The 25,836-nt window shown below is 72.6% G+C and carries 24 protein-coding genes; 10 read left to right on the plus strand and 14 right to left on the minus strand.

Going from position 1 to position 25,836, the window contains the following annotated elements; all coding sequences use genetic code 11:
- The first annotated feature begins 59 nt into the window (after positions 1 to 59).
- The 4 genes from YWW_RS0112560 (at position 60) to YWW_RS0112575 (ending at position 5,159) form a co-directional block, all read left to right on the plus strand.
- Complete coding sequence (locus YWW_RS0112560; protein WP_026930397.1) at positions 60 to 824, plus strand: IclR family transcriptional regulator; 765 nt, start codon at positions 60 to 62, stop codon at positions 822 to 824.
- 323 nt (positions 825 to 1,147) lie between these two features.
- Entirely contained in the window at positions 1,148 to 1,933 is a 786-nt protein-coding gene (locus YWW_RS0112565; protein ID WP_026930398.1) for an MIP/aquaporin family protein, read from the plus strand.
- Positions 1,934 to 1,988: 55 nt separating this feature from the next.
- Entirely contained in the window at positions 1,989 to 3,521 is a 1,533-nt protein-coding gene (gene glpK, locus YWW_RS0112570; protein ID WP_026930399.1) for a glycerol kinase GlpK, read from the plus strand.
- Between the two features lie 12 nt (positions 3,522 to 3,533).
- Positions 3,534 to 5,159, plus strand: a complete 1,626-nt coding sequence (locus YWW_RS0112575; RefSeq protein WP_026930400.1) for a glycerol-3-phosphate dehydrogenase/oxidase — start codon at positions 3,534 to 3,536, stop codon at positions 5,157 to 5,159.
- A gap of 38 nt (positions 5,160 to 5,197) precedes the next feature.
- On the opposite strand, the gene YWW_RS0112580 is transcribed toward YWW_RS0112575, so the two are convergent.
- Positions 5,198 to 5,725, minus strand: a complete 528-nt coding sequence (locus tag YWW_RS0112580; RefSeq protein WP_026930401.1) for a winged helix-turn-helix domain-containing protein — start codon at positions 5,723 to 5,725, stop codon at positions 5,198 to 5,200.
- Positions 5,726 to 5,815: 90 nt separating this feature from the next.
- Here YWW_RS0112580 and YWW_RS0112585 point away from each other — a divergent pair, with 90 nt between their 5' ends.
- Positions 5,816 to 7,072, plus strand: coding sequence for an MFS transporter (locus YWW_RS0112585; RefSeq protein ID WP_026930402.1), 1,257 nt, complete (start codon positions 5,816 to 5,818; stop codon positions 7,070 to 7,072).
- Positions 7,073 to 7,075: 3 nt separating this feature from the next.
- On the opposite strand, the gene YWW_RS0112590 is transcribed toward YWW_RS0112585, so the two are convergent.
- Both YWW_RS0112590 and YWW_RS30050 read right to left on the minus strand, forming a co-directional pair.
- On the minus strand, positions 7,076 to 7,594 hold the full coding sequence (locus tag YWW_RS0112590) for a GNAT family N-acetyltransferase (protein WP_211228538.1): 519 nt from the start codon (positions 7,592 to 7,594) through the stop codon (positions 7,076 to 7,078).
- Positions 7,595 to 7,634: 40 nt separating this feature from the next.
- Positions 7,635 to 7,826: a hypothetical protein gene (locus tag YWW_RS30050; RefSeq protein WP_035699933.1), complete on the minus strand. Its 192-nt coding sequence runs from the start codon at positions 7,824 to 7,826 to the stop codon at positions 7,635 to 7,637.
- 58 nt (positions 7,827 to 7,884) lie between these two features.
- Here YWW_RS30050 and YWW_RS0112600 point away from each other — a divergent pair, with 58 nt between their 5' ends.
- Positions 7,885 to 8,751 carry a sigma-70 family RNA polymerase sigma factor gene (locus YWW_RS0112600; RefSeq protein WP_026930404.1) on the plus strand — a complete coding sequence of 289 codons (867 nt, stop codon included), beginning with the start codon at positions 7,885 to 7,887 and terminating at the stop codon, positions 8,749 to 8,751.
- Between the two features lie 60 nt (positions 8,752 to 8,811).
- Here YWW_RS0112600 and YWW_RS0112605 read toward each other — a convergent pair whose 3' ends face one another.
- The 9 genes from YWW_RS0112605 to YWW_RS0112645 form a co-directional block, all read right to left on the minus strand.
- Entirely contained in the window at positions 8,812 to 10,923 is a 2,112-nt protein-coding gene (locus YWW_RS0112605; protein WP_026930405.1) for a beta-galactosidase, read from the minus strand.
- Between the two features lie 79 nt (positions 10,924 to 11,002).
- The gene (locus YWW_RS0112610; RefSeq protein WP_211228539.1) at positions 11,003 to 11,911 is read right to left on the minus strand and encodes a carbohydrate ABC transporter permease; all 909 of its coding nucleotides are present in this window, start codon (positions 11,909 to 11,911) and stop codon (positions 11,003 to 11,005) included.
- Entirely contained in the window at positions 11,908 to 12,837 is a 930-nt protein-coding gene (locus tag YWW_RS0112615) for a carbohydrate ABC transporter permease (RefSeq protein WP_026930407.1), read from the minus strand. The genes YWW_RS0112610 and YWW_RS0112615 overlap by 4 nt, the downstream gene beginning before the upstream one ends.
- Positions 12,834 to 14,195, minus strand: coding sequence for an ABC transporter substrate-binding protein (locus tag YWW_RS0112620; RefSeq protein WP_026930408.1), 1,362 nt, complete (start codon positions 14,193 to 14,195; stop codon positions 12,834 to 12,836). Before YWW_RS0112620 ends, YWW_RS0112615 begins: the two co-directional genes overlap by 4 nt.
- A complete protein-coding gene (locus tag YWW_RS30055) occupies positions 14,192 to 15,280 on the minus strand; it encodes a LacI family DNA-binding transcriptional regulator (RefSeq protein ID WP_211228540.1) in 1,089 nt (362 codons plus the stop codon). Before YWW_RS30055 ends, YWW_RS0112620 begins: the two co-directional genes overlap by 4 nt.
- Positions 15,281 to 15,453: 173 nt before the next feature.
- Positions 15,454 to 16,791, minus strand: coding sequence for an NAD(P)/FAD-dependent oxidoreductase (locus YWW_RS0112630; RefSeq protein ID WP_026930409.1), 1,338 nt, complete (start codon positions 16,789 to 16,791; stop codon positions 15,454 to 15,456).
- Positions 16,788 to 17,045 (minus strand): (2Fe-2S)-binding protein, encoded by a 258-nt coding sequence (locus YWW_RS0112635; RefSeq protein ID WP_026930410.1) that lies wholly within the window; start codon positions 17,043 to 17,045, stop codon positions 16,788 to 16,790. Before YWW_RS0112635 ends, YWW_RS0112630 begins: the two co-directional genes overlap by 4 nt.
- Positions 17,042 to 18,223, minus strand: coding sequence for an FAD-dependent oxidoreductase (locus tag YWW_RS0112640; protein ID WP_035700025.1), 1,182 nt, complete (start codon positions 18,221 to 18,223; stop codon positions 17,042 to 17,044). The genes YWW_RS0112635 and YWW_RS0112640 overlap by 4 nt, the downstream gene beginning before the upstream one ends.
- Positions 18,224 to 18,403: 180 nt before the next feature.
- Positions 18,404 to 19,303, minus strand: a complete 900-nt coding sequence (locus YWW_RS0112645; RefSeq protein WP_026930412.1) for an NAD-dependent epimerase/dehydratase family protein — start codon at positions 19,301 to 19,303, stop codon at positions 18,404 to 18,406.
- 133 nt (positions 19,304 to 19,436) lie between these two features.
- Between YWW_RS0112645 and YWW_RS0112650 the strand changes: the two genes are divergently transcribed.
- On the plus strand, positions 19,437 to 20,390 hold the full coding sequence (locus tag YWW_RS0112650; protein ID WP_026930413.1) for a GlxA family transcriptional regulator: 954 nt from the start codon (positions 19,437 to 19,439) through the stop codon (positions 20,388 to 20,390).
- A 66-nt stretch (positions 20,391 to 20,456) separates the two neighbouring features.
- Here the strand turns inward: YWW_RS0112650 and YWW_RS0112655 are convergent, their stop codons facing one another.
- Complete coding sequence (locus YWW_RS0112655; RefSeq protein WP_026930414.1) at positions 20,457 to 22,370, minus strand: elongation factor G; 1,914 nt, start codon at positions 22,368 to 22,370, stop codon at positions 20,457 to 20,459.
- A gap of 168 nt (positions 22,371 to 22,538) precedes the next feature.
- On the opposite strand from YWW_RS0112655, the gene YWW_RS0112660 reads away from it, so the two are divergent.
- Together YWW_RS0112660 and YWW_RS0112665 are read left to right on the plus strand one after the other, a co-directional pair.
- Entirely contained in the window at positions 22,539 to 23,747 is a 1,209-nt protein-coding gene (locus YWW_RS0112660) for a serpin family protein (RefSeq protein WP_051325734.1), read from the plus strand.
- Positions 23,748 to 23,799: 52 nt separating this feature from the next.
- Positions 23,800 to 24,549, plus strand: coding sequence for a hypothetical protein (locus tag YWW_RS0112665; RefSeq protein ID WP_026930416.1), 750 nt, complete (start codon positions 23,800 to 23,802; stop codon positions 24,547 to 24,549).
- Positions 24,550 to 24,552: 3 nt separating this feature from the next.
- Here the strand turns inward: YWW_RS0112665 and YWW_RS0112670 are convergent, their stop codons facing one another.
- Positions 24,553 to 25,191: a maleylpyruvate isomerase mycothiol-dependent enzyme family protein gene (locus tag YWW_RS0112670; protein ID WP_026930417.1), complete on the minus strand. Its 639-nt coding sequence runs from the start codon at positions 25,189 to 25,191 to the stop codon at positions 24,553 to 24,555.
- 206 nt (positions 25,192 to 25,397) lie between these two features.
- On the opposite strand from YWW_RS0112670, the gene YWW_RS0112675 reads away from it, so the two are divergent.
- Positions 25,398 to 25,835 carry a hypothetical protein gene (locus tag YWW_RS0112675; RefSeq protein ID WP_035704444.1) on the plus strand — a complete coding sequence of 146 codons (438 nt, stop codon included), beginning with the start codon at positions 25,398 to 25,400 and terminating at the stop codon, positions 25,833 to 25,835.
- The last annotated feature ends 1 nt before the right edge of the window (position 25,836 follow it).

Raw genomic sequence — 25,836 nt, forward strand, 5'->3', positions numbered from 1 at the left:
AAAGGCCGATAGCGTTTAGCATTGTCGAACGCGGATGATCGAGGAACGGAGGCGCCCGGATGCCCAAGCACATCCAGTCGCTGGAGCGCGCCGCGGCGATGCTGCGGCTGCTCGCCGGGGGCGAGCGCCGGCTCGGCCTCTCCGACATCGCCTCCGCGCTCGGCCTGGCCAAGGCCACCGCCCACGGCATCCTGCGCACCCTCCAGCACGAGGGCTTCGTCGAGCAGGACCCCGACTCGGGCCGCTACCAGCTCGGCGCCGAGCTGCTGCGCCTGGGCACCACCTACCTCGACGTCCACGAGCTGCGCGCCCGGGCCCTGGTGTGGACCGACGACCTGGCCCGGTCCAGCGGCGAGGCGGTCTACCTGGGCGTCCTCCACCAGCAGGGCGTCCTGATCGTGCACCACGTCTTCCGGCCCGACGACAGCCGCCAGGTCCTCGAGGTCGGCGCCATGCAGCCGCTGCACTCGACCTCGCTCGGCAAGGTCCTGTCGGCCTATGACCCGGTGGCGCACAGCGAACTCGTCGAGGTCAAGCGCGAGCCCTTCACCGCCAGGACGGTGACCGAGCTCGAGGACGTCGAGCGCGTGGTCGACGAGACCCGCTCCCAGAGCTACGCCACCGACTACGAGGAGACCTGGGACGGCGTCGCCTCGGTGGCGGCGCCCGTCTTCGACCGGCACCGGCTGGCCGTCGGCGCGGTCGGCATCACCGGCGCGGTGGAGCGGGTCTGCCGCGACGGCGAGCTCCGCGCCGAGCTCGTCGCGGCGGTGCGGGACTGCGCGCGCTCGGTCTCCCGCGATCTGGGCTCCGGCCCCTTCTAAGCCTCGGCGCCCACCCGCGATCACGGTCTTCGGCGGCCTTCTCCTTCGATCCGCTGCCCGAATGGATTTCCCGCCTCGGATTTCCCTATGGGCCGACATGGTTCGGTAAGGTTCGATTTAGTCTGTGCTGTTCATCACACAGGACTTGACGTCGCAGTAACATAGGAGAAAGATTTTCGTACGTTGGTCGACATTGTCGAACACCTATCGCTTCATGGCGTTCGACGAGCCGGTGGGCCGACAAGCCCTTCCGTCGAGGCCGAGGGCAGCGGACGGCTCCCGGGCCCGCCTCGACACTGACAAAGAAGTCAAAGGAGTCACGGGTGTCCACTTCTGACATCATCATCGGCGAAGTCGTCGGTACCGCCATGCTGATCCTGCTCGGCGGCGGCGTCTGCGCCGCCGTCAACTTCAAGCGGTCCAAGGCCTACGAGGCCGGCTGGGTCGCGATCGCCTTCGGGTGGGGCCTCGGCGTCCTCACCGGCGCCTACATCGCCGCCGGCGTCTCCGGCGCCCACCTCAACCCCGCGGTCACGCTCGGCCTCGCCATCGAAGGCGGCACCGAGTGGGCCGACGTGCCGGTCTACATCGCCTCCGAGCTCGTCGGCGCGATGCTCGGCGCCTTCCTCGTCTGGATCGCCTACTACGGGCAGTTCAAAGACCACCTGGCCGAGCTCGACGTCCAGTCGGGCCCCGTCGACCGGGACACCACCGAGGTCCCCGTCCAGAAGGCCGGCCCGATGCTCGGCATCTTCTCCACCGGCCCCGAGATCCGGGCGCCGTTCCAGAACCTCGCCACCGAGATCATCGCGACCTTCGTCCTCGTGATCGCCATCCTCACCCAAGGCCTCAACGACGAGGGCAACGGCCTGGGCACCCTCGGCGTGCTCATCACCGCGCTCGTCGTCGTCGGCATCGGCCTCTCCCTCGGCGGCCCCACCGGGTACGCCATCAACCCCGCCCGCGACCTCGGGCCCCGCATCGTCCACGCGCTCCTGCCGCTCAAGGGCAAGGGCGGCTCGGACTGGGGCTACGCCTGGATCCCGATCGTCGGCCCGCTCATCGGCGCCGCCCTGGCCGGCGGTCTCTATACCGTTGCCTTCGCATAGCCATGAGACCAAGATCGACAGTGACCGACCCGACAACGACGTTCAGGAGCGCACTATGACCGACGCACACACCGCAGGCCCGTTCATCGCGGCCATCGACCAGGGCACCACCTCCAGCCGCTGCATCGTCTTCGACCGCGACGGCCGCATCGTCGCCGTCGACCAGAAGGAGCACGAGCAGATCTTCCCCCGGCCCGGCTGGGTCGAGCACGACGCCGCCGAGATCTGGAACAACGTCCAGGAAGTCGTCGCCGGGGCGATGGTCAAGGCCAAGGTCGTGCGCGAGGACATCCTCGCCATCGGCATCACCAACCAGCGCGAGACCACCATGCTGTGGGACAAGCGCACCGGCCAGCCGGTCCACAACGCGATCGTCTGGCAGGACACCCGCACCGACACGCTGTGCAAGGAGCTCGGCGGCGACGTCGGCCAGGACCGCTTCCGCCGCGAGACCGGCCTGCCGCTGGCCGCCTACTTCGCCGGACCCAAGATCGCCTGGCTGCTCGACAACGTCGAGGGCCTGCGCGAGCGCGCCGAAGCCGGCGACCTCCTGTTCGGCACCATGGACTCCTGGGTCGTCTGGAACCTCACCGGCGGCGTCAACGGCGGCGTGCACGTCACCGACGTCACCAACGCCTCGCGCACCCTGATGATGAACCTGAGCGATCTGAACTGGAACGAGGAGATCGCCGCGGCCATCGGCGTGCCGATGCAGGTGCTCCCCGAGATCCGCTCCTCCTCGGAGGTCTACGGCGAGGTCAAGGGCGGCACCCTCGGCGGGCTCCTCGGCGGCGTGCCGGTCGCCTCCGCGCTCGGCGACCAGCAGGCCGCCCTGTTCGGGCAGACCTGCTACGACGTCGGCGAGGCCAAGTCCACCTACGGCACCGGCACGTTCATGCTCATGAACACCGGCGAGAAGCTCATCCACTCCGAGTCGGGCCTGATCACCACCGTCGGCTACCAGATCGGCGAGGACGACCCGGTCTACGCCCTGGAGGGCTCGATCGCCGTCACCGGCTCGCTCGTGCAGTGGATGCGGGACCAGATGGGGCTCATCGGCACCGCCGCCGAGATCGAGACGCTCGCGTCCTCGGTCGAGGACAACGGCGGCGCCTACTTCGTCCCCGCCTTCTCCGGCCTGTTCGCGCCCTACTGGCGCTCGGACGCGCGCGGCGTCATCGCCGGGCTCACCAGGTACGTCACCAAGGCCCACATCGCCCGCGCCGTCCTGGAGGCCACCGCCTGGCAGACCCGCGAGATCGCCGACGCGATGACGAAGGACTCGGGCGTCGAGCTCGCCGCGCTCAAGGTCGACGGCGGCATGACCTCGAACAACCTGCTGATGCAGTTCCTCGCCGACGTCCTGGACGCGCCCGTGGTGCGCCCGATGGTCGCCGAGACCACCTGCCTCGGCGCCGCCTACGCCGCCGGCCTCGCCGTCGGCTTCTGGCAGAGCACCGACGACCTGCGCGCCAACTGGCGCCGCGCCGCCGAATGGACGCCCTCCATGGACGCCGAGCACCGCGAGGGCGAGTACAAGAACTGGCTCAAGGCCGTCGAACGGACCATGGGCTGGATCGAGGAGTAGAGGAGCAGGACCATGACCACCTTGCAGCGCGTCCCCGCCTCGGGGACGCACCCGACCGACGGCTCGCCCGGGTTCACCACCCTGAACCGGAGCCGTGCCGAGAACCGTGAGCAGCTGTCGAGGGCGACCTACGACCTGCTGGTGATCGGCGGCGGCATCCTGGGCATCTCCACCGCCTGGCATGCCGCCCAGTCGGGGCTGCGGGTGGCCCTGGTGGACGCCGGCGACTTCGCCGGCGCCACCTCCTCGGCCTCCTCCAAGCTCCTCCACGGCGGACTGCGCTACCTCCAGACCGGCGCGGTGAAGCTGGTGGCCGAGAACCACTTCGAGCGCCGCGCGGTCACCCGCGCCGTCGCGCCGCACCTGGCGAAGCCGCTCACGTTCTACCTTCCGGTCTACAAGGGCGGCCCGCACGGCGCGGCCAAGCTCGGCGCGGGCGTGTTCGCCTACTCGGCGCTGTCGGCCTTCGGCGACGGCGTCGGGCACCTGCTGAACCCGGTCAAGGCCAGGATCGACGTGCCCGAGCTGCGCACCGAGAACCTCAAGGCCGTGGCCGTCTACGGCGACAGCCAGATGAACGACGCCCGCATGGCGCTCATGACCGTCCGCGCCGCCGCCGAGTCCGGCGCGATCGTGCTCAACCACGCCGAGGTCACCGGCCTGCGTTTCACCAAGGGCCGCGTCAGCGGCGCCGAACTGCGCGACCGCGTCGACGGCGTCGAGTTCGGCGTCGACGCGCACGTGGTGCTGAACGCCACCGGCCCGTGGGTCGACCACCTGCGCCGCATGGAGGACCCCGGCGCCGCGCCCTCGATCCGCCTCTCCAAGGGCGCCCACCTCGTCCTCAAGCGGACCTCGCACTGGCGGGCCGCGCTGGCGACGCCGATCGACAAGTACCGCATCACCTTCGCCCTGCCGTGGGAGGACATGCTGCTGCTCGGCACGACCGACGAGGAGTACACCGGCGACCCGGCCGACGTGGCGGTCACCGAGGCCGACGTCGACCAGATCCTCGACGAGGCGAGCCTGTCGGTCCAGGACCGCCAGCTGCGGCGCGAGCTGATCACCTACTCCTTCGCGGGTCTCCGCGTCCTGCCCGGCGGGCCCGGCTCGACGGCGAAGGCCAAGCGCGAGACGGTGGTGACCGAGGGCAGGGGCGGGATGTTGTCCGTCGCCGGCGGGAAGTGGACCACCTTCCGCCACATCGGGCGGACCGTCATGCACAAGCTCGCGACGCTGCCGGGCCGCTCGATCGGCCGGGAGATGGAGCCGCTGGCGAACCTGCCCAAGCACCTGCCGCTGCCGGGCATCGCGAACCCGCACGCCGTCGAGCACCGGCTGCTCAGCGACGGCGGCAAGCCGGTCCCGCACCTGGGCGAGGACACGGCCGGACACCTGGCGACCCACTACGGCTCGATCGCCTTCGACATCGCGCGGCTGGCGGGGGAGCACCCCGAGCTGGCCGAGCGGATCCACCCCGAGGCGCCCGAGATCTGGGCGCAGGTCGCCTACGCGCGCGACCACGAGTGGGCCGAGACCGTCGAGGACGTGCTGCGGCGCCGCACCACCCTGATGATCAGGGGCCTGGACACGCCCGAGGTGCGGGCGAAGGCCCAGCGGATGCTCGATTCGAAATGAGGGAGCGCGGGCCGCGCCGAGCGATCGGCGCGGCCCGCTCATTCACGGTCCAGATCGGGGTGGATCGCCACGAACAGCGAATAGGGCTTCGCGCCCGGCCCCGGCTCCAGGTTCGCGAGCTCGTTGAACAGGCCCTTCAGGCGCCGCTCGAACTCCTCGTACTGCTCCTCGTCGAGCCGCAGGCCCAGCCTCGACACGTTCACCTGCGACGGGTCCGCCAACTGCGCGACCTCCGACTGGAACACCTGCAACATGGCCCCGGTCATGTCCGACCAGTACTGCTCGCCGAACTTCAGCCTCCACGACTTGCGCGTCGCCAGGTACGGGATCTCCCGCGCGCCGCGCGCCCCGGAGCGCTCCTCCTGGGCCGCCAGGAAACCCGTGTCGACCAGTTTGCGCACGTGGTGCAGCACCGTGGCCGGGTTGGCCCCGAGCCGCTCGGCGATCTCCTTGTTGGTCAGCGCCTTGTCCAGGCACAGCCTGAGGATCCGCAGCCGCACCGCCGAGGCCACCGCCTTCGCCTCCGCCTCGGTGGCCAGGGGCCGGTCGTCGTTCGCATCCGCCACGCCCTCATCGTAGCGGCATGAGCGATTGACTTTTCCCAATTGATTGGTAATACTCAATCGCATGACCCTTTTCCTCACCGGGGCCCGTTGATGGCCCGCCTCGGACTGCTCCGCGACCACGACTTCCGCGGGCTGTTCCTGTCCACCACCGTCAGCCAGTTCGGCCAGCAGGTCACCATGCTCGCCCTGCCGCTCGTGGCGGTCGTCGCACTCGACGCGAGCGAGTTCGAAGTCGGCGCCCTCGCGGCCATGACCACCCTCGCGTTCCTGCTCATCGGCCTGCCCGCCGGAGCCTGGGTCGACCGGTTGCGCCGCCGCAACGTGCTCATCAACGCCGACCTCGTCCGGGCGGCCCTGCTGATCACCGTGCCGATCGCCTGGTGGGCCGACGTCCTCACCATCTGGCAGCTCTACGTCGTCGCCCTCGTCAGCGGCGCCTTCACCGTCTTCTTCGACGTCGCCTACCAGAGCTACCTTCCCCACTTGGTCGGGAGGGAGAAATTGATCGAGGGCAACGCCAAGCTCGAGACCGTCCGCTCCACGGCGCAGCTGAGCGGACCGGCGCTCGCCGGCCAGCTCATCGGATGGCTCGGCGCGCCCATCGCGCTCTTCGTCGACGCCGTCACCATGGGCGCCTCGGCCCTGTTCGTGGTGCGCATCCGCCGCCGCGAGCCCAAACCCGAAGTCGCCCGCGACTCGAAGATCCTGAGCGAGGTCCGGGAGGGCCTGTCCTTCGTGCTCCGCAACCCCCACCTGCGGGCGATCGCCTGCTCGACCGGGCTGTACAACCTCTGGTCGTCCGGCTTCATGGCGATGCAGCTGGTGTACCTGGAGCGCGAGCTGGGGCTCACGGCCGGACAGATCGGCCTGCTGCTGTCGAGCTTCGGCGTCGGCGGCCTGCTCGGCTCCTTCGTGGCGCGCCCGGTCGCCTCCCGGATCGGCGAGGGCCGGGTGCTGTGGGTCTCCCTGGCGGTGACCGTCCCCGGGCTGCTGTTCGTGCCCGCCGCCGGTCCCGACTGGACGCTGCTCCTCGCCGCGGCGGGCATGGTCCTGCTCGGCATCGGAGCGGTCGTCTACAACGTCACCCAGGTGAGCTTCCGACAGCGGCTGACCCCCGACCGGATGCTGGGGCGCATGAACGCCACCATCAGGTTCCTGGTCTGGGGAGTGCTTCCGGTGGGCTCGCTCATCGGCGGCGCGCTGGGCGAGGCCTACGGCTCGCAGGCGGCGCTGTGGATCACCGGCGCGGGATGCTGCCTGTCGTTCGTGCCGGTCTTCCTCTCGCCGCTGCGGAACCTGCGCGAACTCCCGCGTCCCGCCGAGGAGGCCGAGCCGGCCGCCGTCTGAGCCTCAGCCGAACTCAGCGAAGGCGGGCGGATAGTCGAAGCGGCCCCGCAGCCCCTCGTGCCACGCCGCGAGGGGCCGCACCTGGAAGTGCGGCGCCCAGCGCTCGTCCTGAGGAGTGACGCCGAGCTCCTCGGCGAGCACGAAACCGAAGCGGCCGTAGAACCCCGGATCCCCCAGCAGCACGATGCCCGGCTCGTCGCGGGCGTCGGCGGCGCCGATCACGGCGTGCATCAGCGCCGCCCCGATGCCCTTGCCGTGCAGCTCGGGCTCGACCCCGATGGGGCCGAGCCCGAGGACCCGCTCGCCGGCGAGCCGCCCGTGGGTGCAGACGACGTGCCCGACGACCTTCCCGTCGATCTCGGCCACCAGCGACAGCTGCGGCACCCAGTCCTCGCCCGCCCGCAGCGCGTCGACGAGGTCGGCCTCGCCGCCGGAGGCGTGCTCGGCGGTGGCGAAGGCGGCGTCCTGGACGGCGTGGACCGCGGCCCGGTCGCGTTCGGTCTCGCGTCGAATCAAAGTCACCGGGCGAGTATCGCGGCCGATCCGGCCGACGGCAAGGCTTTTAGGGCACCGACCGGAGGAGACTGACGGTGCCGCCGTCCCGCCGGGCCACCTCGTCTGCGCGCTCAGGGCCCGCTCCGAGCACCCGGTCGCCGGGCCGCAGCGCCCACGACATCAAGGTGAGCACCGCGAACAGCCCGGTCCGGAACACGTGGACGGCTTCCGAGCCCGAGACGAGGTGCGAGCCTGTCACGCCGGCCCCTTCTGGCCGGTCAACACTGATGACCGACCACCCGAGGAGGATGTGACCGATGAGCGACGACGAATTCGCGGTGCAGCGTTTCGAGGAGCACCGCGCGCACCTGCATTCGGTGGCCTACCGGATGCTCGGCTCCGACGCCGAGGCCGACGACGCCGTCCAGGAGACGTGGATGCGTTTCGCCCGCACCGACACCGCCGACGTCGAGAACCTGCGCGGCTGGCTCACCACCGTCGCCTCGCGGGTGTGCCTGAACATGCTCAAGTCGCGCAGGACACGCCGCGAGGACCCGCTCGAGACCAGCACCGCCGCCGCCCGCCCGGCCGACGGCGTCGACCCCGAACGCGAGGCCGTCCTGTCCGACTCGGTCGGCCTGGCCCTGCTCGTGGTCCTCGACTCGCTCACCCCGGCCGAGCGCCTGGCGTTCGTCCTCCACGACATGTTCGCCGTGCCCTACGACCGGATCGCGCCGATCGTCGACCGCACCCCGGAGGCCACCAGACAGCTCGCCAGCCGCGCCCGCCGCCGCGTGCGGGGCTCGTCGCCGGTGCCCGACGCCGGCCACCGGCGCCGGGTGGTGGAGGCGTTCCTCGCCGCCGCCCGCGAAGGCGACTTCGAAGCGCTCTTGGAGGTCCTCGACCCCGAGATCGTGGTCCGCGCCGACGAGGCGTCCGTGCGGGCCGGAGCCCCCGAAGGCGAGGTCACCGGCGTCAAGGCGGTGGCCGCGATGTTCCTCGGGCGCGCCAAGGCCGCCGTCCCCGCGCTCGTCGACGGCGCCGTCGGCGCCATGTGGACGCACCGCGGCGTGCCGCGGGCGGTGCTCCACTTCACCGTCGAGGACGGCAGGATCGCGGCGATCGAGATCGTCTCCGACCCCGAGCGGATCGAGGCGTACGAGCTGTCCGCGCTCAAGGACTGACATCGCGAAGGGGCCGTTCGCGACCGGCATCCGGTCGCGAACGGCCCCTCCACGTGCCGTCTACTCCTCGACCAGGACCCGCACGTCCCAGGCGCCGAGCCGCAGCGTGTCACCCGAGGCGTACGAGCCCTCGCCCAGCGCGTCGCGCACGGCCGAGGGCAGCTCGAAGTCGACCTCGTCCCACGACCAGTTGTGGACGAAGCGCACCGTGCGGCCGTCGCCGGTCCGGCCGCTCGTCGCCGTCACGCTCGGGTGCGAGGGCCGCCAGGCGTCCTCCGGTGCGATCCACTGGAACAGGGCCTTCGCGAAGGCCGGGTCCGGGACCGTCCCGACGTAGGTGACGCGGCCCTTCCCGTGCGCCCTGGTCGAGGCCGCGGTGAACTGGCCGTAGTGCGGGTGGACGTACTCGGCCAGCGCCTCGGCCCCGTCGAGCCGCAGTCCGTCGGCCCAGCGCGTGGCCGCCGCGCCCTCGGGCAGCTCCAGCGGTGAGCCCTCGGCGGCGCGGACCGCCACGCGCCCCGAGAGGTTCGCGAACTCGTCGTACCAGGCCCCGGCCGCCTCGGCGAGCCTGCCCGGCTTGACCTCCAGGCGCGCCCGGGCCTCCTCGTCGCCGTAGCCGGTGCGCGGGCCCACGATCAGGTGGCCGCCCGCCGCGGCGTATTCGCCCAGCCAGTCCAGCTGCGCGTCGTCGGCGATGTAGAGCCCCGCGGCCACCAGCACCGGGTGCCGCTTCGCGAACGCCTCCGGGGCGTCGAGCTGCTCGACGTGGACGATCCTGGTCTGGAGCCCGGCGTCGAACGCGCCCCGGTAGAACGGGTCCACGATCGACTCGTACGACTTCGGGTCCGGGCCGCGGTCGCCGAGCGCCAGCTGCGGATGCGTAGCCAGGCCCCACTGGCTCGCCTTGGAGTACAGCACCGCCACATCCGCGTCCGGCGTCATGTCCGCCAGCAGCTCACCGGCCCGGCGCAGCTCGCCGCCGAGGACCGCGAGCTCGCGGTAGGTCCGGCCCGGCTCCCTGCTGTGCGGCAGGACGCCGCCCCAGTACGTCTCTGCTCCGAAGTGGAGCGTGTGCCAGTGCCAGTACTCGACCATCCGCGCCCCGCGCGAGACCAGCGCCCAGCCGGCCTGCCGCCACTGCCCGTCGTAGGCCGGCTCGTTGCTCCACGGCCCGCCGATCGCCTGCGCATTGGTCTCGGTGACCAGGAACGGCGCCTGCTTCGAGGAGAACAGCCGGTCGGCCGAGTGGTAGAGCGCCCAGGTGCCCTCGGTCATCCAGTCCTGGGCCTCGCCGTCGTCCTTCGGCAGCGCGAACGCGTCCTGCATCCGGTAGTACGGGTTCCCGGCGGTGACGTCGAGCCGCTCGGCGACCGCCCGGTCGTCCACGGCCGGACGCGGATAGGAGATGCACGTGGTCACGAACTGGTCCTCGCGCGCGTACTCGCGCGCGATGTCGGCCTGCCAGCCGATGAACTCGGTGGTCAGCTCGTTCTGGAACCGCCGCCACGCCAGGGCGTACTGCGGCTGCGCGTTGCCGTCGGGCCGCCACAGGTCCGCCCACGTCGAGATCCGGTGCGACCAGTACACCAGGCCCCATTCGCGGTTGAGGGTCTCGACGTCGCCGTAGGCGTGCCGCAGGTAGTCGACGAAGCGTTCGAAGACACCGTGGTTGTGGAAGATCTGGAGGCCCGGCTCGTTGTCGACCTGGAAGCCGATGACGGCCGGGTGGTCGGCGTGGTGGGCCAGGATCGCGCGGATCACCCGCTCGGCGTGGAACCTGAACGCCGGGTGCGTGTAGTCGACCTCCTGCCTCGCGCCCCAGCCGATCCGCTCGCCGGTCCGGTGCTCCCCGGCGATCTCGGGGTAGAGCCGCGCCAGCCACGGCGGCACGGCGTAGGTCGGCGTGCCGAGGATGACGCCGATGCCGCGCTCGCGCGCCCCGTCGAGGACCGGCGTGAGCCAGCCGAGGTCGAAGTCGCCGCTCTGGGGCTCCCAGGTGCTCCAGACCGACTCGCCGACGCGGATGACGGAGAACCCGGCCTCCACCATGAGGTCGAGGTCGGTCGCGAGCCGGTCCCGCGCGGGGCCCGACAGGAGGCCGCGCTGCGACTCCGGCTGGTACTCGTGGTAGTACGCGGCCCCGAACAGGATCGGGTTCGGCCAGTTCTGCATTGGTGGTTTCCTTTTTCTACTCGGAGAAGAGGGCCGGGGGTCGTCCTCGCGTGGCCCCGGCCCGGCTGTGGGGTTCGCTCTACTGCTTGACGGCCCCGGTCATCAGACCGGACTGCCAGTAGCGCTGGAGGAACAGGAACGCGATGATCAGCGGGACGACCGACAGGAGCGAGCCGGTGACGACCAGCGGGATGAGGTCGCCGCTCGCGCCGCCCGCGGCCGCCGCCTGGCCCTGCCAGCGCGCCAGGCCCACCGTGATCGGGTACAGGTCCGGGTCGTTGAGCATGATCAGCGGCAGGAAGTAGTTGTTCCAGGTGTTCACGAGGGTGAACAGCAGGACCGTCGCGAATCCGGGCGCGAGCAGCCGCAGCGTCACCTGGAAGAAGATCCGGAACTCGCCGGCCCCGTCGATGCGCCCGGCCTCCAGGAGGCTGTCGGGCACCGCGGACTGGACGTACACGGTCATCAGGAACAGCCCGAACGGGTTGATCAGCGAGGGCAGGATGATCGCCCACGGCGTGTCGGCGAGGCCGATCTGGCTGAACAGCAGGTACGTCGGGATCGCGAGCGCCGTGGTCGGCACCATGACCGCGCCGAGCACGATCATGAACATCGTCCGGTCGCCCCTGAAGCGGTACTTCGCGAAGCCGTACCCGGCCAGGGACGCCAGCAGCGCCCCGCCTCCGGCGGCGGTGATCGCGTACAGCAGCGTGTTGCCCATCCACCGCAGGAACACGTTCCCGTCGTGGGAGACGGTCCGCCCGATGTTGTCGAACAGGGCGAAGTCGCCGGAGAACCACAGCCCGAAGGTGGAGAACAGGTCCGTGCTGGTCTTGCTGGAGGACACCAGGAGCCAGAACAGCGGCAGCAGGAAGTAGGCCGCGGCGGCGAGCATCCCCACCGTCAGGACGGTGCTGCGCCCGCTCCTGCGCCCGGTGCGCCGTGCCCGCCCGGTGCGGGGGCGCTCGATCATCGTCTCAGCGGTCATGACCGGCTCCTGCGGTTGGTGAGGAACATGAACACGTACGAGCCGACCAGGATGACCATGCCCAGGATGAACGACACCGCGGCGGCGTAGTTGTACTCCTGGCCGACGAAGGCGAGGTTGTAGGCGTACAGGTTGGGCGTGTAGGCCCGGTCGATGACGGTGGGCGCCAGCCCTTGCAGCAGGTTCGGCTCGTTGAACAGCTGGAAGCTGCCGATGATCGAGAAGATCAGGCAGACCATGAGGGCGCCGCGCAGCGCCGGGATCTTGATGCTCCAGGCGGTGCGCCACGGCCCGGCCCCGTCGACCGCGGCCGCCTCGTACAGTTCGCCGGGGACGGCCCGCAGCGCGGCGAACAGGATCACCATGTTGTAGCCGGTGAACTCCCAGAACACGATGTTGGCGAGCGAGCCGAGCATGAGGTCGGCCCCGAGGAAGTCCGGCGCGCTCGCCCCGATCTTCTCGGCGAGCTGCGCGAAGGGCCCGAAGTCGGGCCCGTACAGGTAGCCCCACATGAGGGCCGCGATGACGCCCGGGACGGCGTAGGGCACGAAGATGCTCAGCCGCGCGAACCTGGAGAGGCGGACCATCCCGGTGTCGAGCGCGAGCGCGAGGAACAGCGCCACGACGAGCATGACCGGCACTTGCAGGAGGAAGAACAGCCCGACGCGGCCGATGCCGGTCCACAGCTCGGCGTCGCCGAAGGCCCGCGTGTAGTTCTCGAAGCCGACGAAGACGGTGCCGCCGACGAGCTGCTCGCGGAAGAAACTGAAGTACGCGGCGTAGATCAGCGGCACCAGGAACATCGCGGCGAACACGATCATGAACGGCGCGACGAAGAGGTACCCGGCCCTGCCCGAGCGGTTCGTCCTGCCGCGCCTGGCGGGCGCCTCGGCCCGCGCCTTCCGTGCGGTGGCGGTGGCGGTCATGACCCGGTCACCTCGAATCCCTGGTACTCGGCGTACTCGACGATGCGGTCCCGCCAGGCGCCCAGGGCGGCGACCGCGTCGGTCCGCTCGGTGAAGGCGGTGCCGACGGTCGCGGTGAAGTCGGCGTAGACCTGGTCCTGGAACGGCGCCCACTGGAAGTCGGGCGAGACGGTGTCGCTGATCTCGGCGAACAGGGCGTTGACCTCTTGGCCGCCGTAGAACTCCAGCTGGTCCCCGGTGAACTCGGGGTCTTCGAGGAGCTCCCTGGTCGGCGGGTAGAGGGACTGCTCGAACGCCATCGTCTCGATGCACTCGCGGTCGGTGTTGATGAACTGCGCGAAGACCGCGGCCGGGATCTCCTTCTCTGTGGTCGACAGGACCACCGAGGTGGACCCGCCCCAGTTCGAGGAGACCGGCGGGGCGTCGGCCTCCCACTGCGGGAGCGGCGCGACCCGCCATTTGCCGCTGGTCGAGGCGGCCGCGGTGGTGAGGAACGTCGGGGCCCACGCGGGCGCCACCCAGGTGGCGTACTTGCCGCGGTTGAGCGCCTGGTACCACTGGTCGTTGAAGTCGGCGTCGGTGGAGACCAGGCCCCGCTCGGCCAGGTCGCCCCAATAGGACGCGACCTTGACGGCGGCCTCGGACTCGAGGTCGACGCGCAGGTCCGCCCCGTCGGAGCCGGCGAAGGGGTCGGCGCCGGCCTGCCAGAGCATGGCCGCGAAGAACGCGCCCTGCGAGGGCGCGAGGTTCGTCAGGTACACCTCCGGGTCGGCGCCGTGGAGGACCTCGGCCGCGGCGGCGAAGTCGTCCCAGGTCGCCGGGACCTCGATGCCGTGGGCCTCGAAGATGTCGTTGCGGTAGAGCATGCCCATGGGGCCGGTGTCCTGCGGGATCGCCCAGATCTCGCCGCCGGTGCCGGTCGCCTGCGACCAGGCGAAGTCGACGAACTTCTCCTCGAGGCCCTCCATCGCGTAGGGCCGCAGGTCGAGCAGGTCCTCGGTGATCGCGAAGGACTGGATCATCTGGAATTCCATCTGCGCCACGTCGGGCGCGCCGTTGACCGCGCGCAGGGCCGTGCGGAGCTTCGAGTAGTGGCTGGCGCCCTGGCCGGCGTTGACGAGGTTCACCTTGATCGCCGGGTACGCCTCCTCGAACAGGGCGATCTCCTTCTCGATGCCGGGCACCCAGGTCCAGAACGTGATCTCGGTGGGGGTCCGCATGGCCTCGTCGATCTGGGCCTGCGTGACGCTGGTGGGATGGTCGGTCTTGTCGCGGGCGCAGGCGCCGAGCGCGAGTGGCGCGGCGACTGCGGCGGCGAACCCCTTCGCCGCCGCGCGGCGACTGAGGCGGGGATTCATGGCGCTTCCTTTCGTGGAGGGGCTTCGTTCTGCCGGTTCGGAGGTGGTGCCGTGGAGCCGCGGACGACCAGGCGGCGCCGCGGCTCGGCGTCGTCCGGCTCCGGGCCTCGGGGCGGCTCGCCGCGGAGGAGCCGCAGGAGGGCGTCCAGGCCGAGAGCGGCGTCGCCCTCGAAGTCCTGGCGGACGGTCGTCAGCGGCACGGTGAGGTAGGCGGCGGCGGGGACGTCGTCGAAGCCGACGAGGCTGACGTCCTCGGGGACGCGCCGCCCCGCCTCGGTCAGCGCCCGGACGCATCCGATGGCCATGTCGTCGTTCGCGCAGAACACGGCCGTCGCCTCCGGGAGCGCGGCCAGGCGCCGCCCGGCCTCGTACCCGGAGGCGGGGGACCAGTCGCCCTCGAAGTGCGGCGGGGGCTCCAGGCCCCGGTCGAGGTGGGCGGCCCTCCAGCCGTCGAGCCGCTCGCCGGCGGCCCACCACCGCTGCGGCCCGGCGACGTGCCAGACGCGGCGGTGCCCCAGGTCGAGCAGGTGCTCGGTGGCCTCGCGGCCGGCCGCGCCGCCGGACGCGCCGCCGGGGATGATCCGCTCGGCCGGGACGCCGGGGGCGTGCCCGAAGCTGATGAGCGGGACGTCCGGGTCCAGGCGCAGCCGCTGGCCCTCGTCGACGGGCTCGGAGATCACGATCCCGTCGACGCCCTGCTGGAGGAGCCAGTCGATGCCCGACTGGATCGAGTCCGGCTCGCCCGCGGCGGTGTTGGCCACCATGACGGAGAACCCGGCGGCGCGGGTGGCGCGCTCGAACGCCACGAGCAGCGAGGCCGGGCCGTACAGCGCGGTGCCCAGGGAGACGACGCCGAAGCGCCCGAAACGCCCGGTGATGAGCGCCCGTGCGGCCGTGTTCGGCCGGAAGCCCAGTTCGCGGGCGGCGCGCAGGACCTTCTCGCGGGCCTCGGCACTGACGTAGCGCTCGTTGTTGACCACGCGCGAGACCGTCTTCTGCGAGACTCCGGCCAGCCGCGCCACGTCGGTCATGCCCGGCGGGCGGCGCCGGGCTCCGGCCTCGGTCGGCGGCGGGGGCTCTGGCACGGCGCTCTCCTCACGGCTCGTCTGACTACGTAGTCAGAGGTACGGTACGCAGCGTCTCCCGATGCTGTCAAGATCACACGTGAGATTTTCCCGAAATCATCGGTGGGAGCGTTTGCGCAGCTAGTAGTCCACTTCGCACCGGCGCACGTCGAGGCCTCCCGTGGCCGGCGGCCTCACGGCCCCTCGTCCACCGGGACGTCCTCGGCGAGCTCGCCGAGCCGCACCGGCGCGGCGATCGGCCGCCGCGCGAAGGCGTCCGCCGTCTCCGGCAGGCCCGCCAGCTCGGCGACGCTCCGGCCGCAGATCCGGCCCTGGCACAGCCCGAGCCCCGCGCCGGTCGCCAGCTCGAGCACGCGAGCGTCGCCGACGTCCAGCTCCTCGACGGCGCGGCGGAACGCGCCGTACGCGACCTCCTCGCAGCGGCACACCGGCGTGTCCTCGCGCAGCCACTCCCGCCAGCCCGGCCGGAGCGGGTACGCCTCGGCCAGCGCGGCGGCGAACCGCCGCCCGGCCCTGACCCGGCGCATCGCCCCGATCGGGGCCCGCACCCGGGCGCCGAGCAGCTTCGCGGCGGCGGCGCCCGCCACCGCGCCCTCGGCCGCGGCCAGATCCGCGCCGCCGACGCCGGTCAGGTCCCCGGCGGCGAACACGCCCGGCACCGAGGTGGCCTGCGCGGCGTTCACCGCCACGAAACCGTCCTCGAGATCGCACCGGGCCGCCACCGCCAACTCCAGCTGCGGCGTGAAGCCGAAGCCGACGGCGACCGCGTCGACCTCGAAGCGCCGCAGGCTGTGCGGGACCGGCCGCCAGTCCCTGTCGAGCCGCGCGGCGAGCACCGCCTCCACCCGGTCCTTCCCGAACGCGGCGATGACCGCGCTGCGGCGGCACAGCGGGACGTCGTGGCGCGCCAGCGTCGCCGCGTACCGCGCCAGCTCCCCGGCCTTCGTCCAGCCCGCCAGCGCCCCGCCGGGGCGGGTGATGAAGCCGGGGACGGGGTCGCCCGCCTCGAAGATCGCCGTCACCCGCGCGCCCGCCTCGACCAGCGAGACCGCCGCCGACAGCAGGAACGGGCCGGTCCCGGCGACGATCACCCGCTCGCCGACCGCGATGCCCTGGTCCCGCGCCATCGCCCGCGCCGCCCCCGCGGTGCAGACGCCCGGCAGGTCCCAGCCGGGGAACGGCAGTGCCCGGTCGTGGGCGCCGGTGGCGAGGACCAGCGCCCGCGCCTCGATCGCCCGGCCCGTCCGCTCCGGGCCGTCGACCGGGCCGGTGCGCACGTGGACCCGGTGCCCGCCCGGCACCGGCTCGATCGCCCACACCGCCGATTCGGGCAGGTGCTCGACCTCGTCGGGCAGTTCGGCCCGCGCGCCCGCCCCGCGGGCGTCCCACCGGTGGCGGCCGCCGGGCGTCGGTGCGGCGTCGATCAGGACGACCTCCACGCCGAACGACGCGGCGGCCCTCGCCGCGGCCGTCCCGGCCGGGCCCGCCCCCACCACGACGACCCGCCTCACGAGGGCACCTCCGCGCCGTCCTGCGAGCGGATGTCGTCGCCCTCGGCCACCGGCCGCAGGCAGGCCCGCACGTCCGGCACGCCGTTGACCACCACCAGGCAGTCGAAGCACACGCCGATCCCGCAGAACAGCCCCCTCGGGCGGCCCCCGAACCGCGTGGTGCGCCACGAGTCCCGGCCTGCGGCCAGCAGCACGGCGGCGACGGTCTGCCCCTCCTCCGCGATGCGCTCCTCACCGTCCACTCGCACTCTCATGCGCCCGCCTCCAACGCCACCTCGGGCCGGTCGACCCGGAACGGTTCGGGGTCGACCACCGGCTCGCGGCCGGTGAACAGGTCCGCCAGCAACCGCCCGGTGGCCGCCGCCAGGCCGATCCCGGCGCCCTCGTGGCCGGTCGCGTGCCACAGCCCCGGCATCCGCGGATCCTCGCCGATCACCGGCAGCCGGTCGGGCGTGCACGGCCGGAAACCGCCGTAGGCCCGCATCACCGGCACCCCGGCCAGCCTCGGGAACAGGCCGATCGCCCCGCGCGCCAGGCGCCGCAGCACCTCGACCTCGAGGCCCTCGTCGAAGGAGGTCCCCTGGCGGCTCGACCCGATCAGCACCGTGCCCGATGCGGTCGACTCGACCACCGCCGAGAACCGCGGCTCGGCGTCCCCGCCGGCCACGGTGTCGACATGGCCGGAGTCGTAGACCTTGCGGCCGACGAAGCGCGGGAGCGGCGCGGTCACCAGGACCATGCCCCGCCGCGGCAGCACGTCGACGGGCGCGCCGACGGTCTCACTGAAGTGCCCGGCCCACGGCCCGCAGGCGTTCACCACCGCGCGGCAGGGGATCGCGTCGACGCCGGTGCGGACTCCGGCGACCGCGCCGGCGCGGTCGGCGACGATCCCCTCCGCCATGACACCACTGTGGACCTCGCCGCCGCGGGCGCGCAGGGCCGCCAGCAGCGCGGCCGTCGCCGGCACCGGCTGGAGCTGCGCGTCGTCGGGAAAGTGCGCCACGGCGGTGAGCTCCTCGGTCAGGTACGGCTCCATCTCGCGGGCCCGGTCCGCGTCGAGGTCCTCGACCGCCACACCGGCCGCGCGCTGTGCCGCGGTCAACGCCGCGAGCGGCCCGACGGCCTCCGCGGTCGTGGCGACCACCAGGCCGCCCTTCGGATCCCACCCGATCTCGGCCCGCCCGGGGCCGAGCAGTTCGCGCAGCTCGTCGAGCAGTTCGGGCCAGCGCCGCCGCGAAGCCGCGGCCAGCTCCAGCGCCGGTCCGGGCTCCTTGTCGGAGACGAGCACGTCGCCCTCCCCGGAGGCGGTCGTCGCACCGGCCGGTGCGCCGCGGTCGATCACGAGGACCCGCACACCGGCGGCGCTGAGCGCCTCGGCGCACGCGGCGCCGATGATCCCGGCGCCGATCACCACGACATCGGCCGACTCGATCCCGCTCACCTCCGACCCGTTCGCTCGCCTCACTGCCCAGAGTGGCACAGGAACGGCCGGGTTTGGGAGGTTCCGCGCGGGAGGCGCGCCATATCCCGGATCACCGGACGCCGCTCCGACCGGCACCCGCGCACGAGAGGCCCGGCCGGTGCGTCGCACCGGCTGGGCCCGCGGATCCGGTCAGCGCTCGCCCAGCACCTCGTCCAGCGCGGAGGCGTTGAGGCCGAACGCCTCACGGATCGCCGAGTCGTCGACGACGAACGGCCGGTCCGACATGTAGCTCATCTCCCGGAACTCGCTCCAGACCGGATCGGTGTGCCCCAGGAGCGACAGCTCCCGTTCGGTGAACTGCTCCAGCCGCGGCTCGGGAGCGCCCCGCAGCGCGGCGAGGCGGCTCGCGACCTCCCGGACCGTCGCGAGGATGACCGGGGCGTGCCACGCCCGGCCCCACGCCTCCTCACTGCGGCCGACCGCGACGAGTGCCGCGGCGACGTCCCCGATGTACGAGAACGAGTGGACCGCGTCGGGATTGCCGTCGACCAGTGCCAACTCGCCTTTGAGGACGTGCGGCTCCACCAGCCAGGTGAACGCCGAGAACGATCCCGCCCCGAGGAACTGGCCCGCCCGCACCTCGGTGACGCGCAACCGCCCGGCGTCGTGGGCCGCCTTGGCCCGCCGCCACAGCTCGGCGCGCACCTCGCCCTTGCGCGTGTGCGGCTCCATCGGGGAGTCCTCGGTGACCGTCCCGGTCGTCGGGCCGTAGCCGTAGTGGTTGCCCAGCATCACGTAGCCGGCTCCGGCCCGCTCCGCCGCGTGCAAGACGGACCCGAACAGCGCCGGCATGGTCTCGGGCCAGGTGTGATACGCCGTCGCGGCGGCGTTGAAGACGGTGGCCGCGCCCGCGACGGCCTCGGCCAGCGCCTCGGGCTCGCTCGCGTCGAGCGCGATCCGCTCGATTCCCGGGTGCTCGGGCCCGCCGCCGCTGCGGGTGATCAGACGGACCCGGTCGCCGCCGTCGGCGAGGAGGCGGGCGGTGGCGATCCCGGTCGCGCCGGCCCCGATCACGACTTGCTGTGCCATGGCGTGGTGCTCCATTCAGAACGGTGTTGCCAGTGGGTGAACCGCGGTGAGACGCTCACCGCCGGACCAACTCTCCGCCGCGGAGCGCGGGTAGCCTAGTGGCCTGAACGCCAGTCTTCCCAAGGATCCAGCCATGTTGAAGATCGCCGTGGTCGCCGTCCCGCCCGTCAAACCGTTCGACCTCTCGATGCCGTCCACCATGTTCGAGAGCGCCGTCGTCGGCGGCGAGCCCGGGTACGCGGTCACCGTGTGCACCGCCGAGCCCGGCGTGATCGCCTCCGGAGCGGGATTCGACCTGGTGGTGCGCAACGGACTCGAAGCGGTCGCCGAGGCGGACACGGTGATCGTGCCCTCGACCGGCAGCCGGTACGGCACCGACGAGCACGTCCTGGAGGCGCTGCGGGACGCCGCGGCCTCCGGCAAGCGTGTCGCCTCGATCTGCAGTGGAGCGTTCGTGCTCGCCCAGGCCGGCCTCCTCGACGGCCGGACGGCGACCACCCACTGGGGCCTGGCCGAGGAGTTCCGCCGCGCCCACCCAGGAGTCGACCTCGACCCCGACGTGCTGTTCGTCGACGAGGGGCCGGTCCTGACCGGCGCGGGATCGGCGGCCGGAATCGACCTGTGCCTCCATTTGATCCGCACCGACTACGGAGCGGCCGTGGCGAACTCGGCCGCCCGAGCGGCGGTGGTGACCCCCGTGCGCCAAGGCGGCCAGGCCCAGTTCGTCGAGACCCCGCTGCCGCCCGAGACCGGCTCCCCCTTGGGCGAGACCCGCGCCTGGGCGCTCCGGCACCTGGACCGCGCCATATCCCTGGAAGAGCTCGCCCGCCACGCGAAGGTGAGCCCGCGGACCCTCACCCGCCGGTTCACCGCCGAGACCGGCGTGACGCCGTTCCAGTGGCTGCTCCAGCAGCGGCTGCACCGCGCCCGCGAACTGCTGGAGTCCACCGGTTTCACCGTCGACCAGGTCGCGCGGCGCAGCGGCTTCGGCACCGCCGAGTCACTGCGGCAGCACATGGCCCGCCATGTGGGTCTGACGCCGAGCGCCTACCGCAGCGCCTTCACCCGCACCCCGGCCGGGCGCTGAGGCCGGTCCGCGTCGAGGGAACCCGAAGGCCTCGGCGCGGCATCGGGGGCGAGCCGCCGAGCTCGCTCAGTGCCGCCGCGGCGGCGTCCCCCGCACCGGCCGGTAGTGGTCGTGCTGGGCGACGAACACCGCCTGGCCCCGCGTCACCGACGGCAGGCGGGTCTCGAAGCCGACGACCGCCTCGGTCGCCATCGTCCCCGACAGGTACCCGGTGGTGGCCGTGCCGAACTGGCCGGCGATGTCCGCGGCGGCGTCGCGCAGCAGCTGGAGGACCACGCTCGACGAGCCGGCCGGGAACTCGATGTCGAAGCGGTGCACCGGCTCGAACACCCACGTCCCCGCCTCGGCCGACATCTGCTCGAGCAGCAGCCTCGTGACCTCCCGGAAATCGCCCGCGCTCGCCACGCCCAGATACCCGGCTGCCGTCAGCGCCACCCGGCAGTCCGTCACGGCCCAGCCGTAGGGCCCCCGCCGGAGCACCTCGTGGACGGTCTCCTCGACGGCGGCGTGCTGCGCCCGGGTCAGCGAACCGCGCTCGACCTCCAGCTCGTACCGCAGCCCCGAGTCCGGCTCGCCCGGCTCCAGCCGCAGCCCGACCGTCACCGGGCGCGAGGTCTGCGCCCAGGGGCCCAGCTCGTGCAGCGCCTCGACCGGACGGACGACACGTTCGATGTGGATCGCCCGGGACTGCTCGAACTCGACGGCGATCCCGAACTCCTCGGCCAGGAGCGAGGCCACCACCTCCTTCTGGACCTCGCCGTAGAGCCGCACCGCCATGTGGCCCGCCAGCTCGTCCAGGTGCGGGTCCACCAGCGGGTCGCGCTCGGCCAGGCTCGCCAGGGCCCCGCGGAGCCGGATCCGCTCGGACGGGTCGACGGGCCGGATGACCGTCTCCAGCGTCGGCGGCGTGAACAGGCCGCCCGAGGGCAGCTCGTCCGGCGAGCCGATCGCGTCGCCGATGCGGACCTCGCGCAAGCCGGTCACCTTCGCGATGCCGCCGGGCGGCACGGCGCCGTTCGCGGTCGCGGTGCCGCCGGTGAACACCTCCACGCCGGTGACCTTGCCCTTGCTGGTCTCGAGCTCGCCCTCGGCGCCCCGGCGGTAGGCCGTCACCCGATCGCGCGGCCGGAGCGTCCCGCTGCGCACCCGCACGTACGCGAGCCGCCGCCCGCGCTCGCCGTGCTCCACCTTGAACACCGTGCCGCGCGCCCGGCCCGAGGCATCCGCTTCTGGGGCCGGCAGGTACCGCCGGATGCCCTCGGTCAGCGCCGCGACGCCCGCGCCGGTCACCGCCGAGCCGAAGTACACCGGGTGCGTCACGCCGCGCCGCGCCTGCGCGGCGAGCTCGGCCTCGCAGTCGAGCGCCGCCAGTGGGTCGGGCTCGGCCAGGTAGGCGGCGAGGAACTCGTCGCTGCCGGCCGTCAGCACCTCGGCGGCCCGCTCGAAGTGCTCCTGGTCCTTGAACGCGTGCGGTTCGACCTCGGCCCCGGCGGTGCCGATGCCGCGGACGGCGCCCATCGGCAGGACCTGCGGCGTCAGCTTCGCGGCGATGTCGCCCAGCAGCTCGTCCTGCCGGGCGCCGAGCCGGTCGATCTTGTTGACGAACAGGATCGTCGGCACCCCCAGCCGCTTGAGGGTCCGCATGATGACCCGCGTCTGCGCCTGGACGCCCTCGACGGCCGAGACCACCAGGACCGCGCCGTCCAGCACGCGGAGGGCGCGCTCGACCTCGGCGATGAAGTCGGTGTGACCGGGCGTGTCGATGAGGTTGACGGTGAGATCGTCGAGGGCGAACGCGACCACCGCCGACTGGATGGTGATCCCGCGGCGCCGCTCCAGCTCCATGGAGTCGGTCTGCGTGCTGCCCGCGTCGACGCTCCCGACGCTGTCGATAATGCCCGCGTCGAACAGGAGCCGTTCGGTGAGACTGGTCTTACCCGCGTCGACATGCGCGAGGATCCCCAGGTTGAGATAGTTCAATGAATGTCCTCGGAAGAGAGATCTGCTGCCCTGGCGTGAAGAACTCCGCAGATTGGCGCATTGCGATCTCCCTTGTCGTCCGAGTTGACGTTCGGCCCGAGGCTAGGGCGCCGCCACCGCGGGCGCAAGCGGTTTTCCGGCGAGCACGATGGCGGTAGGGTGCGGGGCATGCGCATCACCGAGCGGAGAACGGCGATCGAACGGGCGCTCAAGCCCCGGGAGGTCAGGGCGGCCAACGAGCTGACGCGGCGGTGGTTCGCCTCGCGCCCGCATCCGCCGGCGGCGGCATCGGGGCTCGGCGTCTGGCCGCTGCTCGCCACCCTGGCGACCGGCGCGAGCGGCGAGACCGAGGCGGAGCTGCTCGACGCCGCCGGAATCGAACCCGAGCGGGCCGGCGCGATCGCCGGGACGCTGCTCGGCGCGACCCGCTCCTCCGACGCGATCCGCCTGGCGCTCGGCGTCTGGGCCGGCTCGGGGATCACGCTCGACCCGGACTGGGTCGAGGCGCTCCCGGTCGAGGCCGTCGGGACGCTGACCGGCGAACCGGACGCGGACCGGGCCACGCTGGACCTGTGGGCGTCCGAGGCGACCGACGGCATGATCGAGCGGATGCCGCTCGACCTGACGCAGCGGATCGACCTGGTCCTCGCGAGCGCGCTCATGGTGCGCACGCGGTGGGCCACCGAGTTCCGCGACATCGCGACCCGGTTCCGGGAGGGGCCGTGGTCCGGGCTCGGGCAGTGCCGCGTCCTGGCGAACACGATCCACGACGACGTGCTGCGCGTGACCGACGACGTCGCCGTCCTCACCGTGCCCGGCCAGGGCGCCGTCGACGTCCTGCTCGCGCTCGGCCGGGAGGGCCTCGAACCCGGGCGCGTCTTCGACGCCCTCGTCGACGCCGCGACCGACCGCACCTGGGGCCGCTCGTCCGAGGACATGGCGCCGGGGGAGGAGGCCCCGGGCGTCACGGTGACCGAGTACCGCTCCTCGCAGCCGCAGACCGCCCCCGAGGTCGGCGTCCAGACCGTCAGGTTCTCCGTCTCGGCCGACCTCGACCTGTCCGAGGACGCCGCCGCGCTCGGCCTGGTGCGCGCCTCCGACGAGGACCGCGCCGAGTTCGACCGCCTCGCCGCCGATCCGACCTACCTCAGCCAGGCCAGGCAGAGGTGCGTCGCCACGTTCAGCGCCACCGGTTTCGAGGCCGCCGCGGTCACCGCCATGGCGATGGCGCGCGCCGCCGGCATCCCGCAGATGAAGCACACGCACCGGCGGGCGTCGATCGTGTTCGACCGGCCCTTCGCCTACCTCGCCCGCCACCGGCCCTCGGGCCTGCTCCTCGTCGGCGGCTGGGTCGCCGAGCCCGAACGGGCCGCCTGAGCCCGCTCGGGCGGGCAGGTCCGAAGTCGACGCCGCTCCATAACATGGGGTGATGGACGAGAGGACATCGACGCTGCTGGGCGAGCCGCAGCGGTTCTGGGCGGCGGCCGAGGGTGCCGCCGCGCCCTCCCGGCGACCGGCGCCGGACCTGTCGGACCTCGCCGAGTTCACCGCTCGCGTCGAACTGCGCTCGCCGCGGTGGCAGGGGCCCGCCCTGCTGGCCGGGCTGGCGGTCTTCTGCGCCGTCTACGCCGCGATCCCCGCCGGCACGGGCCTGCTGACGCTGTCGCCGCAGGACCGCCGGATCGCCCTGGCAGTGCTCGCCGCGGCCTTCGCGGCGGCCGCGGTGGCGGTGCTCGTATGGGATCTGCGGACCAGGGCCGGCGCGTACCGCCGGGCCCATGCGGTCTTCCTCGAGCGCGGGATCGTCGCGCAGGGCTACACGACCTCCCTGGACGTCGGCCACGAGGAGTACCGGCCGGCGTGGGTGCTCATCGACTCCCGCGCGCCCGACGAGCGGGCGGCCCGCCTCTACTCGGCGTTCGACGCCTGGATCGACGCCGTCCTGGCGGACCGGAGGCTCCGTCGCCGGGTGGTGACCTGGCTCCGCACGGGCAGCGGGATCATCCCGAGCGAATCGCTGTTCGGCGCTGACGCCGCCGGCGGGCACCTCGTCGGTCCCATGTCGCGGGGGCACTGGAAGCTGCTGCTGCCGTCCGCCGGAGGCAGGTGGAAGGCGCATTCGATACTCTTCGCCGATCCTTCGGGCGAACCGCCACCTACGATCGGGTCGGGGGACTAGAGCCTACCGCTCGTCCTCCGGCGCCGCGTGCCAGCGCCATTCGGTCAGCCGCGCCCGCCCCGGCAGTGCCGTCCTCCCCGTGGACCACAGCAGCGCGGGCCACGGCTTCGCCTCGGTCGGCGCGTCCGGGAAGAGCCTGGCGAGCACCCGCTCGCACAGGTCCGCGGGCGGGTTCCACTCGAGGCCGAGCCCCTCGGCCAGGTCGTGCGTGTGGACCAGGATCTCGACGACGCCCATCGCCGCGAAGCCCTCCCGGTCCGCGAGTCCCATGGGGTGATAGGCCCGGACCTCCGGGGACACCGTGCGCACCATGGCGCTCAGCAGCGCCGCCGACGCCTCCAGCACCTGGAGCAGGCCCTCGGGGCCCGACTCCCGCTCGGCGAAGACGGAGCTCGCCGGACCGCCGCCGCGCCGCGCCTCGCACACGAACGGCACGACGCCGTTGATCGGCGGATGGCGCGGGCCCATCTGCACGGCGAAGGCGAACAGGTCGTCGGCGATGTGCTCCACGGTCTCCCAGCAAGTCCACTTCAGCCTCCCCGCCCGGTAGCTCCAGGCGTCGGGCTCGGCGCTCTTGAGCAGGTACACGGCCAGGTCGACGGCGAGATCGACGTCCTCTGCGGAGACGGGAGCGGCACTCATGAGAGCACGATACCCGTCGGGCGCCCTGCCGGGTCCGCCGCGGATATGCGAACCGCGGGCGGGCATGAGCGCGGCGACTCGGGGCGGCCTGCGCCCGTTCCGGCCGCCGCCTCGGTTACGGTGATGATCCCGGACCCCGCCACCGTCCCGGCGGGTCGGGCACCGCATCCCGAATCGCCCCGGCGACCGGTACGGAAGTAGGACTGATGGACACCCCCAAGCCGATCGGATACTGGCTCAAGCACCTCGACAACCTGATGGAACGGCAGTTCCAGGCCGCGCTCGAGGATCTCGCGCTCGACCGCCGCCACTGGCAGGTCCTGAACGTCCTCTACGGCGGCGCGCGGCCCTTCGAAGAGCTCGAAGCGGCGCTGGCGCCGTTCTGGGACGACGACGGGCCCGACCTCGAGGCGGTGCTCCACGGCGAGGGCGGCCTGAGCCCGCGCGGCTGGATCCGCCGCTCGGACCTGCTGGTGGGGCTCAGCTACGAGGGGTACGACGCCTATCAGAAGGTCGCCTCGCGCGTCGAGGAGACCCGCGAGACCATCCTGACCGGGATCAGCGCCGAGCAGTACGCCGAGACGCTCCGCGTCCTGTCCGTCATGTCCTCCAACATCGAGCGCGCCCTCCGCAGGCCCCGCTGAC

It is taken from the genome of Glycomyces tenuis DSM 44171, from assembly GCF_000427885.1.
Lineage (GTDB): Bacteria > Actinomycetota > Actinomycetes > Mycobacteriales > Micromonosporaceae > Glycomyces > Glycomyces tenuis.

Excerpts from the sequence above, each read along its gene's own strand:
- YWW_RS0112560 (WP_026930397.1), top strand. The coding sequence starts at position 60 with ATGCCCAAGCACATCCAGTCGCTGGAGCGCGCCGCGGCGATGCTGCGG.
- glpK (WP_026930399.1), top strand. The coding sequence starts at position 1,989 with ATGACCGACGCACACACCGCAGGCCCGTTCATCGCGGCCATCGACCAG.
- YWW_RS0112575 (WP_026930400.1), top strand. The coding sequence starts at position 3,534 with ATGACCACCTTGCAGCGCGTCCCCGCCTCGGGGACGCACCCGACCGAC.
- YWW_RS0112585 (WP_026930402.1), top strand. The coding sequence starts at position 5,816 with ATGGCCCGCCTCGGACTGCTCCGCGACCACGACTTCCGCGGGCTGTTC.
- YWW_RS0112600 (WP_026930404.1), top strand. The coding sequence starts at position 7,885 with ATGAGCGACGACGAATTCGCGGTGCAGCGTTTCGAGGAGCACCGCGCG.
- YWW_RS0112605 (WP_026930405.1), bottom strand. The coding sequence starts at position 10,923 with ATGCAGAACTGGCCGAACCCGATCCTGTTCGGGGCCGCGTACTACCAC.
- YWW_RS0112610 (WP_211228539.1), bottom strand. The coding sequence starts at position 11,911 with ATGACCGCTGAGACGATGATCGAGCGCCCCCGCACCGGGCGGGCACGG.
- YWW_RS0112615 (WP_026930407.1), bottom strand. The coding sequence starts at position 12,837 with ATGACCGCCACCGCCACCGCACGGAAGGCGCGGGCCGAGGCGCCCGCC.
- YWW_RS0112620 (WP_026930408.1), bottom strand. The coding sequence starts at position 14,195 with ATGAATCCCCGCCTCAGTCGCCGCGCGGCGGCGAAGGGGTTCGCCGCC.
- YWW_RS0112635 (WP_026930410.1), bottom strand. The coding sequence starts at position 17,045 with ATGAGAGTGCGAGTGGACGGTGAGGAGCGCATCGCGGAGGAGGGGCAG.
- YWW_RS0112645 (WP_026930412.1), bottom strand. The coding sequence starts at position 19,303 with ATGGCACAGCAAGTCGTGATCGGGGCCGGCGCGACCGGGATCGCCACC.
- YWW_RS0112650 (WP_026930413.1), top strand. The coding sequence starts at position 19,437 with ATGTTGAAGATCGCCGTGGTCGCCGTCCCGCCCGTCAAACCGTTCGAC.
- YWW_RS0112660 (WP_051325734.1), top strand. The coding sequence starts at position 22,539 with ATGCGCATCACCGAGCGGAGAACGGCGATCGAACGGGCGCTCAAGCCC.
- YWW_RS0112665 (WP_026930416.1), top strand. The coding sequence starts at position 23,800 with ATGGACGAGAGGACATCGACGCTGCTGGGCGAGCCGCAGCGGTTCTGG.
- YWW_RS0112670 (WP_026930417.1), bottom strand. The coding sequence starts at position 25,191 with ATGAGTGCCGCTCCCGTCTCCGCAGAGGACGTCGATCTCGCCGTCGAC.
- YWW_RS0112675 (WP_035704444.1), top strand. The coding sequence starts at position 25,398 with ATGGACACCCCCAAGCCGATCGGATACTGGCTCAAGCACCTCGACAAC.